The 13,057-nt window shown below is 69.3% G+C and carries 13 protein-coding genes; 8 read left to right on the forward strand and 5 right to left on the reverse strand.

Annotation, left to right across the window (positions count from 1 at the left end; all coding sequences use genetic code 11):
• Positions 1 to 274: 274 nt before the first annotated feature.
• Positions 275 to 667, forward strand: a complete 393-nt coding sequence (locus tag G398_RS0105825) for an acyl-CoA thioesterase (protein WP_026852894.1) — start codon at positions 275 to 277, stop codon at positions 665 to 667.
• On the opposite strand, the gene G398_RS0105830 is transcribed toward G398_RS0105825, so the two are convergent.
• Positions 655 to 1,176, reverse strand: a complete 522-nt coding sequence (locus G398_RS0105830) for a GAF domain-containing protein (protein ID WP_157492297.1) — start codon at positions 1,174 to 1,176, stop codon at positions 655 to 657. The two genes, G398_RS0105825 and G398_RS0105830, sit on opposite strands and share 13 nt — an antisense overlap.
• 171 nt (positions 1,177 to 1,347) lie before the next feature.
• Between G398_RS0105830 and cysS the strand changes: the two genes are divergently transcribed.
• On the forward strand, positions 1,348 to 2,796 hold the full coding sequence (gene cysS, locus G398_RS0105835; protein ID WP_026852896.1) for a cysteine--tRNA ligase: 1,449 nt from the start codon (positions 1,348 to 1,350) through the stop codon (positions 2,794 to 2,796).
• Between the two features lie 52 nt (positions 2,797 to 2,848).
• Here cysS and G398_RS0105840 read toward each other — a convergent pair whose 3' ends face one another.
• On the reverse strand, positions 2,849 to 3,844 hold the full coding sequence (locus tag G398_RS0105840; protein WP_026852897.1) for a PstS family phosphate ABC transporter substrate-binding protein: 996 nt from the start codon (positions 3,842 to 3,844) through the stop codon (positions 2,849 to 2,851).
• A gap of 308 nt (positions 3,845 to 4,152) precedes the next feature.
• On the opposite strand from G398_RS0105840, the gene G398_RS0105845 reads away from it, so the two are divergent.
• Entirely contained in the window at positions 4,153 to 4,509 is a 357-nt protein-coding gene (locus G398_RS0105845) for a cytochrome c3 family protein (RefSeq protein ID WP_052571551.1), read from the forward strand.
• Here the strand turns inward: G398_RS0105845 and G398_RS0105850 are convergent.
• Positions 4,496 to 5,479 (reverse strand): glycosyltransferase family 9 protein, encoded by a 984-nt coding sequence (locus G398_RS0105850; protein WP_026852899.1) that lies wholly within the window; start codon positions 5,477 to 5,479, stop codon positions 4,496 to 4,498. The genes G398_RS0105845 and G398_RS0105850 overlap by 14 nt on opposite strands.
• 38 nt (positions 5,480 to 5,517) lie before the next feature.
• Here G398_RS0105850 and G398_RS0105855 point away from each other — a divergent pair, with 38 nt between their 5' ends.
• From G398_RS0105855 to G398_RS0105875, 5 genes are all read left to right on the forward strand, one after another.
• Positions 5,518 to 6,339: a hypothetical protein gene (locus G398_RS0105855; RefSeq protein ID WP_026852900.1), complete on the forward strand. Its 822-nt coding sequence runs from the start codon at positions 5,518 to 5,520 to the stop codon at positions 6,337 to 6,339.
• A 388-nt stretch (positions 6,340 to 6,727) separates the two neighbouring features.
• Positions 6,728 to 7,615 carry a hypothetical protein gene (locus tag G398_RS0105860; protein ID WP_026852901.1) on the forward strand — a complete coding sequence of 296 codons (888 nt, stop codon included), beginning with the start codon at positions 6,728 to 6,730 and terminating at the stop codon, positions 7,613 to 7,615.
• 29 nt (positions 7,616 to 7,644) lie between these two features.
• Entirely contained in the window at positions 7,645 to 9,921 is a 2,277-nt protein-coding gene (locus tag G398_RS16585) for a ribonuclease R family protein (protein WP_052571553.1), read from the forward strand.
• A complete protein-coding gene (gene ruvC / locus G398_RS0105870; RefSeq protein WP_211229050.1) occupies positions 9,918 to 10,415 on the forward strand; it encodes a crossover junction endodeoxyribonuclease RuvC in 498 nt (165 codons plus the stop codon). The genes G398_RS16585 and ruvC overlap by 4 nt, the downstream gene beginning before the upstream one ends.
• Before the next feature lie 186 nt (positions 10,416 to 10,601).
• Positions 10,602 to 10,802 carry a hypothetical protein gene (locus tag G398_RS0105875; protein ID WP_026852903.1) on the forward strand — a complete coding sequence of 67 codons (201 nt, stop codon included), beginning with the start codon at positions 10,602 to 10,604 and terminating at the stop codon, positions 10,800 to 10,802.
• A gap of 61 nt (positions 10,803 to 10,863) precedes the next feature.
• Here G398_RS0105875 and G398_RS19395 read toward each other — a convergent pair whose 3' ends face one another.
• Positions 10,864 to 12,603: a M56 family metallopeptidase gene (locus G398_RS19395; RefSeq protein ID WP_052571555.1), complete on the reverse strand. Its 1,740-nt coding sequence runs from the start codon at positions 12,601 to 12,603 to the stop codon at positions 10,864 to 10,866.
• A complete protein-coding gene (locus G398_RS0105885) occupies positions 12,603 to 12,974 on the reverse strand; it encodes a BlaI/MecI/CopY family transcriptional regulator (RefSeq protein ID WP_043483861.1) in 372 nt (123 codons plus the stop codon). The genes G398_RS19395 and G398_RS0105885 overlap by 1 nt, the downstream gene beginning before the upstream one ends.
• Between the last annotated feature and the right edge of the window lie 83 nt (positions 12,975 to 13,057).

Here is a 13,057-nt window from a genome sequence, read left to right on the forward strand (position 1 = left end):
CCCTCCGCGCGCACCACAAGCCCCGCCCCGGCGGGGCTTTTTGATGGACGATCACGCCGCGCCACTGAAGACTGAGGACTGAAGACTGAAGACTGAGGACTGCCCCCATGGAATCGCTGACCGAACTCCGGGTGCGCTACGCCGAGACCGATGCCATGGGCATCGTGCACCACGGGGCCCCGTCCGCGACCGCAAGCGCAGCGCAGCGGGAGCGGGAGGGCAGCGCGGGGCGCTGTCCGATATGGGGGTAGTCAGAGTGGTGGATAATCCAACCATGGAATCTCTGACCGAACTCCGGGTGCGCTACGCCGAGACGGATGCCATGGGCATCGTGCACCATGCGACCTACCCGGTGTGGATGGAGCTGGGGCGCAGCGACTTCCTGCGGGAGCTGGGCCAGAGCTACGCGGACTGGGAGGCCCGGGGCGTGCGCCTGGTGGTCAACGAGATCCGTGTGCGCTTCCGCGCCCCGGCCCGCTACGACGAGCTGGTGCAGGTGAAGACCTTCCTCCAGGAGACCGGCCGCCGCCGCATGGTGTTCGGCTACCGCATCGAGCGGGAGGGCACCCTCCTGGCCGAGGGGGAGAGCATCCACCTGGTGGCGGGGTCCGACAACCGCGCCCGGGTGCTGCCGGACGACCTCCTGGCCCTGGTTCAGGGCCGCTGAGCCGTCTCCGGGCACAGGCAGGTGGACATCAGGGCCGCCAGGGCGTCCATGACCCGCCGCCGGCTCTCGCTGAAGGCGTCCGTCTGGAAGCTCTGGAAGCTCACGAGCCCCAGGGGCCGCGCCCCGCGCCCCAGGGGCACGCCGTACCAGGAGTGCGGGATGAGTCCCGTGGCCTGTTCGGCCGCGGTGAGCAGGCTCCCCGCGGCATGGCCCTCCTCCATGGTGCGGATGTAGATGGCCCGGTTGCCGGAGAGCACCCGCTCGGAGAGGCCGGCCCGCTCGGACAGCCGCCGCGCGGGATGCTGCCGCACCCGCCCGCCCTCGTGGTAGAGCACGAACTCCAGCTGATCGCCCTCCCAGTCCGCCATGGCCACGTAGAAACAGGCCAAGCCCAGGGGCTTGAAGCAGACCTCCATGAGCGCCTCGCCCAGCTCCCGCGCGGAGAACCCCGGACGGAGCCGCTCCACGGCGCCCAGGAGGAGGTCCCGGTCCTGGTCGAGGTGACGCACCAGTTCCTGAGTCTCCTCCAGGCGGAACCGGAGGGCCCGGGTCTCCCCCTCCAACTGATGCAGACGCTCCTCCCGCCCGGGGGGCGCCTGGTCCCTGGTTTTTCCCCCGAAGAGACCCATCACGTCACACGAAGCCTTCAGAAGATTGGATAAAGATGGTTACCTAGTGCCATGAAGATGCAGCGACGGATCTCCCTTTTCAACACCCTGACCCGGAAGATCGAGCCCGTGGTGCCGGTGGTGCCCGGAACCATTTCTTTGTACACCTGCGGTCCCACCGTCTACAACTATGCCCACATCGGAAATTTACGCACGTTCCTATTCCAGGACCTGCTCAAGCGGACCTTCCAGGCCGCTGGCCATGAGGTCCGCCACTGCATGAACATCACGGATGTCGAGGACAAGATCATCCGGGATTCCCAGGGCGCCCTACCCGCGGAAGCCACCAACGAGGCCCGCCACGGGGCCATGAAGGCCCTCACCGAGCGGTTCACGGCCATCTTCCTGGAGGATCTGGACACCCTCCGCATCCAGAAGGCCGACTTCCTCCCCCGGGCCACGGGCTACCTTCCCCAGATGATCCGCCTGATCCAGGATTTGGAAGCCAAGGGCCTGGCCTATGCCCGCGAGGGCAGCGTCTACTACCGCATCGCGGGCCTGCCCCAGTACGGCTGCCTGGCCCACCTGGACCGCGAGGGCATGCAGGCGGGCGCCTCCGTGGATGCGGACGAATACGAGCGCGACTCGGTCACCGACTTCGTCCTGTGGAAGGCCGCCAAGCCCGGCGAGCCCTGGTGGGACAGCCCCTGGGGCCACGGCCGCCCCGGCTGGCACATCGAGTGCTCGGCCATGGGCATGGAGCTGCTGGGCGAGCGGGTGGACATCCACAGCGGCGGCGTCGACCTCATCTTCCCCCACCACGAGAACGAGATCGCCCAGAGCGAGGGCTGCCTGGGCCACCGCTGGGTGAACCACTGGGTCCACGGCGAGTTCCTGCTGGTCGAAGGCCAGAAGATGTCCAAGAGCCTGGGGAACTTCTTCACCCTGCGGGATCTGGTCGCCAAGGGCGTGGATCCCATCTCCCTGCGCTACGCCATCCAGAGCAACCACTACCGCAAGGTGCTGAACTTCAGCTTCGAGGGCCTCCGGGCCGCGGACAACTCACTGAAGCGCATCCGCGCCTTCCGCACGCGCATGGAGGGCGAAGGCCAGGCCGGCGGCGGCCCCTGGGCCGAGGCCCTGGATCCCGCGAAGCGGCTGGAGGAGGCCCGGGAGGCCTTCTGGGCGGCCATGGCCGATGACCTCAACACCCCCGAGGCCCTGGCGGCGATCTTCACGCTCATCAGCGACCTCAACGCCCAGGACGACCACGTGGCCCTCACGCGCGAGGCGCGGGACGCCGTGCTGGCCTTCCTGGACGAGACCGACGCCATCTTCGCCGCCTGGCCCCACGAGGAAGCCAGCCTCGACGCCGACGTGGAGGCCCTCATCGAGGCCCGCCGCGCCGCCAAGGCCGCCAAGAACTGGCCCGAGGCCGACCGGGTCCGCGACCAGCTCAAGGCCATGGGCATCGTCCTGGAGGACCGCAAGGACGGCACGGTGGGCTGGAGAAGAGGCTAGTCTTTCCGTACGGAGAACGGCCCTCGCGCCTTGGCGCGAGGGCCGTTCTCCGCTAGCGGCTCAGCCGCTTCAAGGCGATCTGGATGAACTCGGGCGGGCCCGGGAGGAGGCCGGAGTCGGCCACGGCGTTCTGGCCTTCCTGGGTCAGGAGGAAGTGGATGACCTCGTTCACCGGCGCCGGGAGGGGCTGGCCGGGGGTCCGGTTCAGGTAGGCGTAGAAGAGGCGGGGCATGGGGTACTTGCTGGTGGTGACGGCTTCCTGATTCGGGAACCGGGCGTCCTCCATGTGGTAGGGCGTCACGGGCAGCACCTTGTTGGCGAAGTACCAGGAGGCCATGGTGCCGAAGGCGATGCCCGCCCGATCGGTCATGACTGCCTCCGCCAGCGCCGAGGAATCGCCGCGATCCTGGATGCCCGGGCGGTATTCGCCCTTGAGCATGGCCTGGGTGGCGAAGGAGGTGCGGGTGTTGGTGCCCTCGGCCCGGGCATAGGCCACGATGGGCAGCTTGGCCCACTCGCCCTTCAGCCCGAGATCGCCCCAGGTGAGGGCCGGTGCCTTGCTGCCCCCCAGGCGGGTCCTGGAGTAGATGGCGTCCAGCTGTTCCATGGAGATGGAAGTGATGGGGTTCGCCTTGTTGACGAAGACGATGTTGGCGTCCAGGCAGACGGGGATGCGCATGGGCATGTAGCCGAACTTCGTCTGGAAGGCCTTGCTCTCATCCTGCGTCAGCTCCCGGTCCGCGAGGATGAGCAGGGCGCCGCCATCCTGGAAATCCTTGACCGCATCCTTGGTGAGCTTGGAACGGTAGATCAGCTTGGCTTCGGGGTGGAACTTCCGGAAGCCGGCGGACCACTCGTCGCCGAGGTCCATGAGCTCGTCCGCCCCCGGCAGGTCGACGGGGCCCTTCACCGCGGCCTGCGGCTGGTAGCGGGGCACCGACGCGGGCACCTTGGCCCGGGCCTGGGCCGTCTGGGCCCGGAGCCCAGGGAAAGACATCCCCAGCACCACGGCCAAGCCCGCGGCGAAGTGCGTGCGGTTCCCTCTCATATGGACCCTCCGGACTCAGGGACGCCGGGAGAATACCCTCCGCGTCGGTCTCCTGAATGTTCAACGATTAACTAGCAATGATCTGGAAAGATGCCGCCATAGATGCCTTAGTGGTCATGATCCTACACCCGTATCAGCGGCCCCCATTCCCCCGCATCCAAACGTGATTGAGGTCACGCATGGGCGGAAAAACCGACCGGAAGCTGGATCCGGAGCGCCAGCCGAGGCACGCTGCTCGCACAAGGCCCCTGTATTCTGTGGACTTCCCCCCCGACCCGGCCGCGCCGCCCGGGCCATGAAGGATTGCCATGACCCCTGTCCGATGCCTCGCCAGCCTGCTCTGCGGCCTGTTCCTGGCCCTGCCCTCGTCCGCCCAGGAAACCGGCAGCCACAAGCTTCCCGAGCACCATGCGAAGGCGGGGGTCCACTGCTTCGACTGCCACCACGAGGAGAAGCCCACCAAGAAGGCGGTGGCATCTGACTCCTGCATGACCTGCCACGGCGACTACCCCGCCATGAAGGCCCTGACCAAGGATGCGAAGCCCAACCCCCACGATTCGCACCTGGGGGAGATTCCCTGCACGGAGTGCCACCGGCAGCACCAGGCCCCCAAGGTGAAGTGCCTGGAATGCCACGAGGGCAAGTTCAAGTTCAATATCCGGTGAGGGCCGCGCGGACCTGATCGGGCGCCAGTTCCTCCAGGCACTGCCGCCGCTGGCAGGCGCGTTCCCGGCAGGGGGAGCAGCCGATGCCCGTGCGGAGCACCACGCCGGCGCCCTCCGGCAGGCCCGCCACCACCGGATCGCTGGATCCGTAGAGGCCGAGGGCGGGCACGCCCAGGACGACCGCCAGGTGCAGGAGGCCCGTGTCCGGCGCCACCACCCGGTCCGCCTGCCGCAGGGCCGCCGCCAGCTGCCAGAAGCCCAGCCGGGGCAGGGCCGCCACCCCCGTCGTCTCCGGCAGCCAGTCCCGAAGATCCTCCTCCTCGGGCCCCAGGGACCAGCGCAGGTCCCAGCGGTCCTTCAGCATCGCCGCCAGGGCGATCCAGTGCCGCAGGGGCCAGCGCTTGATGGCCCCCCGGCGGGAGGCGCCGGGCACCAGGACGGCGCGGGGTTTCGCCCCCTTCTGCCAGAGGTCGCCCGGATCCGGCAGGGCCACGTCCTTCAGGACTGGCCGGAAGCGGCCCAACCCAGGCACGCCCCGGTCCAGGCCGAAAGCCCGGGAGAGCCCCAGGGCCTGGCCGTAGCGGGTCTGGTGGCGGAAGGGCAGCGGGCGGGTCTGGAGGGAGCCCGCGAACTCCTTGGTGACGCCATCGCCCCAGCGCTCGGGGATGGCCGCCAGCTTCGGGATGAGGGCCGCCTTGAGGATGCCGTGGAAGTCCAGGCTGGCCTCCGCATCCCGGATCAGTCCCGCCACACGCTTCAGCTCCGGCAGGGCCGACAGAGGGTTCGACAGGCGCCGGCGGCGCACGATCACCGGCTCCAGCCAGGGCAGCGGCTCCAGCAGGAAGGCGTGGCGGTCCTCCACCACGGCCCGGAAACGGGCGTCGGGAAAGGCTTCGCGCAGGTTGGCCCAGGCGGGCATGACCCGGAGGATGTCGCCGAGGGCGGAGAGGCGGAGCAGGACCAGATCCATGCCCCCATGCTACCTGCCGACTCCGCTAGGCTGTCGGCATGAAGCCTTTTGCCAGGGACCAGTCCAAGAATCCCCCTCCGGTGAACGCGCTGGACCGGCTGCTGCGCCGCTTCTCCCGCTTCGCCTACGGGGCCGCGGTCCTGGCGATGTACGCCGTGGCTTCCACGGCCCTGGGCCTGGCCCTCGCCCCGGCCCTGTGGCTCTGGCCCATCCTCCACGGGTGGATCCGCCCCCTCCCGGGGCCCCTCTCCTGGATCCTGGCGGGCTGCGGCCTGGCCTTCTGCTTCTTCCTCTCGGGGCTGACGCTGCTGATCGTGGTCCCCGTCTACAACTGGGTGCTGCCCACCCGGGTGAGGGCCTTCAAGGGCGGCTACTACACCCTCCACGCCGTGCCCTGGTTCCTGCACAACGGGCTGTTCTACCTGGTGCGGTTCACCTTCCTGCCCTTCGTCACGCTCACCCCCTTCGGCGTGTGGTTCCTCCGGGCCATGGGCATGAAGATCGGCCGCCACGCCTTCATCAACACCGAGCACATCAGCGATCCCCAGCTCATCACCATCGGCGACGACGCGGCCCTGGGGGGCAGCGTGCGCCTCTGCGCCCACTACGGCGGCGCGGGAAACCTGGTCATCTCCCCCGTGGTCGTGGGCAACCGGGCGACCCTGGGCCTGGCCTGCTGCATCATGGGCGACGTGGTCATCGGCGACGACGCCACCATCCTGCCCGAGAGCGTGGTGCTGCCGGGGAGCCGGGTGGGGACGGGGGAGACCTGGGGCGGCGTCCCCGCGCGCAAGATCGAGCGAGCTGAGATGGACAAGATCAAGGCTGAGGTCCGGGGCATGGCCGAAGCCCTGGGGTGACGCCGTATCCGAGGTGATGCCCTCCCTGTGGGGCCACTTCTGAGGTGATTCCCTCCCTGTGGGGCCACTTCTGAGGTGATTCCCTCTCTGTGGGGCCCTTCTGAGGTGATTCCCTCCCTGTGGGGCCACTTCTGAGGTGATTCCCTCCCTGTGGGGCCACTTCTGAGGTGATTCCATCTCTGTGGGGCCCTTCTGAGGTGATTCCCTCCCTGTGGGGCCCCGCTCCAGGGGCTGCCCCGCAGCCCCTTCCGCGACCCACATGGTCGGGACATGGTCGGGAGCCTTGGGATAAGCCGACATCCGACCCCAGGACTAGCCAAGGCTGGCGGATCCCGGAACAATGAAGGTTTCCCCCCGGGGGCGCCCCCCTTCATTCTGGGTCTTGCTGATGCGTACACTTGCCCTTCTTCCCGCTCTTCTCCTTCCCGCTGCCCTGATCGCCCAGGCTCCGGCCCCCTCCTTCGGGGACCGCCTGAAGGCCGAGCGTCCGGCCGTGGACAAGCTGATGGCGGACCTCCAGTACCCCGACGCCATGAAGCGGGCCGAGAGCCTGCTGCCCGCCGCGAAGCCGGCCTTCGTCAAGACCGACAACCAGACCCTGGTGCAGAGCGCCGTGACCTACATGGACCTCTGCCAGACCTATCGCCTGGCCGTGGAGACCGCGGACGCCGCCGGCAGCTGGGAGAAGGCCCTGGAATACGCCAAGACGGCCAAGGCCCTTAGCGCGGAGAGCTACGCCGCCATCAAGGATCCCTTCACCCAGACCGTCACTTACTACACCCAGGCCGAGGCCCGGGCCAAGCAGGTGCTCGCGGAGAACGATGCGCGCATCAAGGAGCTGAAGGGCAAGGCCGTGCTGGATCCCGGCGAGCGCCAGGAGTTGGACCTCGCCCTCGGCGTGGAGAAGGAGCAGGTGGACGACGCCAAGTGGGTGAAGTTCTTCCAGACCTACCTGGACGTCACCAAGCGCGAGAGCGAGGCCTACGATCCCCTGGTGAAGGTGATGGAGGACAAGCTCAAGGGCGAGGCGGCCCAGGTGGAGGAGTACAAGGCCGGCAAGGGCGACAGGCTCAAGTGGGTCGAGGCCGTGGTCTCCAGCCCCGCCTACCTCGAGGCCCAGGGCGACAAGGCCGGCAAGGCCCGGTTCCTCTACCGCCTGGCGGTCGTGGACCCGGAGAACAAGAAGGTGCAGAAGCAGCTGGACGTCCTGTTCGGCCGTGCGACCGCCGCCCCCGCCAAGCCCGTCAAGCCCGCCAAGAAGGGAAAGAAGGGCTGATCCCCTCCGGGGGCCTGTACCCTGGGGACATGGCCCGCCGTTCCGCCTCCCGCATTCCCGTCCGCCCCCCGGCCCGCACCCCCGATCGCCGGGAAGCCCCGAAAGCCCCGCGGCCATCCGCGGGGCTTCGTCCGTACGAAACCTTCGAGGCCACCTTCCTCGGCCACCCCGAGGGGACCGGCGGCTTCCTGAGGGTGGCGGGCATGCCCAAGGGGCCGGGCATGGATCTCCTGGTGGACTGGCGGGATGCCCACGGCGCCATCCACGGCGACCGCGTGGTGGCCGAGGTCAGCGGCGAAGGCTGGGACGGGCGCCTCAAGGCCCGCGTGCTGGAGATCAGGGGCCGGGGCGACACCCCCCTGCCCGGCACGCTCCAGAAGCAGCCCTGGGGCTGGCGCGTGGTGCCCCTGGAGCCGCGCCTCTCCCAGATCATCTCGGTGCCGCCCACGGACCTCGCCGAGGACGGCGAGCTGGTGAGCGTGAAGCTGGATCCCGATCCCGAGGCCAAGCAGCTGCACGGCACCGTGGTGGCCCGCCTCGGCAAGAAGACCGACCTGAAGATCGAGAACAAGCTCACGGCGGCCCTCTTCAACCTCCGCACCGCCTTCCCGGACGCGGTCATGAAGGAACTGGCGCCCTTCCCCACCGTCATTCCCCCGGAGTGGATCCAGGGGCGTGAGGACCTGCGCGAGACGCTGACCTGCACCGTGGACCCGCCCACGGCCAAGGACTTCGACGACGCCATCAGCCTGGAGGTGCTGCCAAGGTCCGAGGGCGGCGGCTGGCTCCTGGGCGTGCACATCGCCGATGTGAGCCACTATGTCGCCGAAGGTGGCCCCCTGGACGAGGAGGCCCGGCTGCGGGGCACCTCGGTGTACTTCCCGGACGAGGCCATCCCCATGATCCCGGACCGCCTCAGCGGCGATCTGTGCAGCCTCCGCGAGGGTGTGGACCGGCTCACCATGACGGCCTGGATGACGATCTCGCCCGAGCTGGAAGTCGTGGAGACGCGGATCTCCGAGAGCGTCATCCGCAGCGCCAAGCGCCTCACCTACGACGAGGTGAAGGAAGCCTCCATCGACCTGTCCACGCGGAAGCGCGCGGAGCTGGGCGAGGACCTCTGCGCCCTGCTGGACGAGTCCCTGGTGCTCTCGCGGCGCCTCACGGAGGCCCGCCTGGGCCGGGGCGCCATGAACCTCGACACGGAAGAGGCCGAGTTCATCTTCGATGCGGAAGGCCGACCCGTGGACGCCCGCCGCTACCCCCGCCACGATGCCCACCGCATGATCGAGGAGTTCATGCTGCTGGCCAACGAGACCGTGGCGCAGTTCTTCACGCGGAAGAAGATCCCCACGATCTACCGCATCCACGACGAGCCCGACCCGCTGAAGCTGGAGATCTTCGCGGAAGTGGCCCGCACCTTCGGGCTGCTCAAACCGAAGGAGACGCCCACGCCGGAGCACCTCAACGCCATGCTGGACAAGATCCGCGGGGGCCCCCTGGAGGCCATGATCAACACGCTGCTGCTGCGCAGCCTCAAGCGGGCCGAGTACAGCGCCGACAACATCGGCCACGCGGGCCTGGCCCTCCAGGACTACCTGCACTTCACGAGCCCCATCCGCCGCTATCCGGATCTCGTCGTCCACCGGCTGCTCCGCAAGGTGCTGCGCGGGGAGCGCCTGCCCGAGGGGCTCCACAGCCACTTGGCCGTGTTGGCCAAGGGCGCCAGCGATGCCGAGCAGAAGGCCACCGAGGCCGAGCGCGAGAACGACAAGTGGAAGGCCTGCCTCCTGATGAAGGGCCGCGTCGGCCAGCGCTTCCAGGGCCGCATCCAGGGGTTCTCCGCCAAGGTGGCGTTCATCACGCTGGACGCCCCCTTCGTGGAGGTGGGCGTGCCCCTGGCGGCCCTGGGCGGCGGCTTCTGGATCGATGAGCACCGCACCAAGGCCACGGGCCTGCGGGGCTCCGTGGTGATCACCATCGGCGACGCGGTGGAGGTGGAGATCACCGCCGTGGACGAGGACCTGCGCCGCATCAGCGCCTGGGTGACCGAAGCCAAGGCTCAGGACGCCCATGGAAAGGCGTTCACGTTCGTGCCGACACTCGCAGCGCCTGCGACGTTGCGGGAAGGGGACTTCGAGAAGCCGAAGCGGCGAGGCACGGAACGTGGCGTCCGCGTGCGGAACGAGGCACCCAAGGGGCGCCCGCCGAAAAAGGCCCGCGAGGCGGGTGGGAAGGCCCGCGAGGCCAAGCCCAAGCCGCCGAAGGGCAGCGTCCGGGGCGCCGGCAAGCGGAAGGCCCGGTGATCGTCGCGCCCTCCCCTGTGCGCTGCCTGGGCGTGGATCCCGGCTCCCTGGCCTGCGGCTGGGCGGTGGTGGAGCGCTTCGGGTCGCGGCTGACCCTGGTGGAGGCCGGCGTCATCCGCAATCCGCGGGGGGCGGACTTCGACCAGCGGGCCCTGCGCGTCCATGAGCGGCTGGCCGAGGCCATCGCCGCGCACCAGCCGGGCTTCATGGCCGTGGAATCCCCCTTCGTGGAGAAGAACGCCGCCACGGCCCTCAAGCTGGGCCAGATCCGCGGCGGCATCCTGCTCACGGCCGCCCTCCATGGCCTGCCCGTGGGCGACTACAACCCCATGCAGGTGAAGAAGGCCGTCAGCGGCTACGGCTGGGCCGCCAAGGACCAGGTGGGGAAGATGGTGATGACCCTGCTGAACCTGAAGGAGCCCCTGGCCGCGGACGCGGCCGACGCGGCGGCCGTGGCCATCGGCCACCTGCTGGCCACCCGGCGGGCGGGATAGCGCCTCTGAAAACGAGTCTCAAGACTCATCGACGACCTCGATGTCATGTTTTTCAAAGGCTTTCGAAATTGTCATGCCGATCGTGACAAAAATGTTCGTAACTCGTGACATTTCTTGTGATGTCCATCACTAGCATTGGTGATCATCAAAGACGATGATGATGTCCAGCAAGTGAGTGGAGCGGCCATGCACATGGATTCCAGCGTTCGACAGCACAACCCGGCCTTCTGGACCACCGCCGAGCGGTTGCACGAGGTGTTCAACCAGCTCGAGTCCAAGATGAGCGCCTCCCCGCGCGGCCTCGCCGTCCTCCGCCAGGTCCAGGCCCTTGAGGCCGAGCTGGAAGCCGAGGTCATGCACCGCAGCGGCCGCGTGCACGCCGCCTGATCCACCCGCCCTGTGCAGAACGGCCCGGCGATGCCGGGCCGTTCTGCGTACGGAGCGCCGTCTACGGCTGCTTCATCTGGAAGGTGAAGGTCTTCCAGGGCGCGTCCAGCTGCACCCGGGTTTCACCGCGCCAGCCGATGCCAGATTCCTCGCCACGGATCACCAGAGCGGCCCCGGCCTTGGAGGCATCCAGCAGGATCCTGGGCCTGGCCTCCATCCAGGGGCCCACGGTGTAGGTCCCATCCGCATGCTTCTCCCCAATCTGGACCGTTCCCAGCGCCCCGGTGCCTTCCGCCGGCAGGACCTCCAGCTTCAGGTTCCCCCGGCCGCTGGCGCGGAGCTGGAGTGAGATCCGGCCGCCACTGCCGCGGCGGATGACGCCCTGGATCTCCCCTTCCGTCAGCGGGACCTCCGGCTGCACGGCCTTGGCGGCCAGCACGCCCAGCACCAGCGCCCGGTAGCGGGTGGCCTCCTCGGTGATGCGCCCCTCGTCCAGGGCCTTCTCGCCGCAGTTGTAGGCCGCCACGGCCTTCTGGACGTCCCCCTGGTAGCGGTCCAGCAGGAAGCGCAGGTATCTCGCCCCCGCCGCCATCACCTGGGCGGGATCGTCCAGGTCCTTCGCCCCGTAGGTGCGGGCGGTCCCTGGCATGACCTGGAGCAGGCCCGTGGCGCCCATGGGGCTCTTGGCCGTCATGTTGAAGCCGCTCTCCACCCAGGCCATGCTGCGGAGCAGCTGGGGATCCAGGCCCTCACGGGCCGCCAGGGCGTCCAGCTGGGCCACTGCCTCCGCGGGCGCTCCGATGGGAGGCTGGGCCGGGGCCGCGGCGCGCAGGGCCAGGACCAAGCAGGGCGCCAGCAGCAGGGGCGCGAGGCTCCAGGGGGAGCCGCCGGCGGGGCGGGGCGAGAGCAGGCGGTCGATGCGCGTGAGCAAGTGTCCTCCTCGGGCCGCGAGGGCCGGGAACAGGGGGTGGTGGAGGGTGGGCTGGAGGTCGTCCAGCGCGTTGAGGGCCAGGGCCAGGCGCCGCGGATCGCCCAGGGCCCGGGCCGCCAGGCCGTCCGCGAGTTCTTCGCGCTCGGCCCGGATCCTGGCCGAGAGCCACCAGACGGCGGGATGGAAGAACAGCAGGGTCTCGGCGAGGCCCTGGAGCAGGTTGGCCAGGTAGTCCAGGCGGCGCACATGGGCCAGCTCGTGCGCCAGGAGGGCCTCCAGGTAGGCCGGCGGCAGGCTGGTGAGCAGGGCCGCCGGGACCACGACCACCGGCTTCCACAGCCCGAGGGCCATGGGCGTATCGCCCCGCTCCGCCAGGAGCAGGCGCACCGGCCTCAGGGTGCCGATCCGCCCGGCCAGGGCGTGCAGGCGCTCCTGCCAGGCCCGGGGGGCCGGAATCGCGCGGCGCCGCCAGCGCAGGCTGAGGACGAATCCTCCGCCGAGGCGCAGGGCCATGAGGGCGGCGCCCAGGGCCCAGCAGGCCACCAGAAGGGGCAGCCGGGGCTGCAGGGAGGCTTCCAGCCGCGCCAGCAGGGGCTGGGCGGGCGCATCCCTCCGGGGCGGGCGGGCGACGGGGGCCAGCTGGGCGGACTCCATGAGAGCCGGGTCGGGTCCCGCCGGCCCGGGCCCGTGGAAATGCCAGGCCGTGGCGGCGGGCAGGCCCAGGCAGAGGAACAGGACCAGGCCATTCAGCCCGTGCCGGACCCGGCCGCGGAGGACGGCGCCGAACACCGCCGACGAAGCCACCAGCAGGCAGTCCTGCCAGAGGGCGTGGATCAGGGCCCAGCCGAGGATCTGCACGAAGGCACCCATCAGTCCTCCTTCCCCAGCAGCTCACGGATGCGGGCCTTCTCTTCGGGGCTGACCTTCCCGGAGCGGAGGGCCGTGAGCACCAGGGCCGCCGCGGAGCCACCGAAAAGCCGGTCGGCCAGGTCCTCCACCAGGCCGCCCGCCATGGCCGTGCGGCTGTGGGCGGCGGCGTAGATATGGTTGCGCTGCCGCTCATCGCGCGTCACGAGACCCTTGTCCAGCATCACCTGGAGCATCCGCAGCACCCCGGTGTAGGCGTAGTCCTCCCGGCGGCTCAGGCAGGCATGGACCTCCTTCACGGTGGATGGGCCCAGGTCCCACAGGACGTTCAGGAACTTGAGTTCGACTTCGGTCGGCTTCAGGGGGCGCTTCATGGGATTCCTACACAAGATGATGTAGACAATTTTGTGTAGTTCACTCTCCCTGTCAAGGGGCCCCCTGATCCCAGCCGCCGCCC

This window comes from Geothrix fermentans DSM 14018, assembly GCF_000428885.1.
In the GTDB taxonomy this organism is placed as follows: Bacteria; Acidobacteriota; Holophagae; order Holophagales; family Holophagaceae; genus Geothrix; species Geothrix fermentans.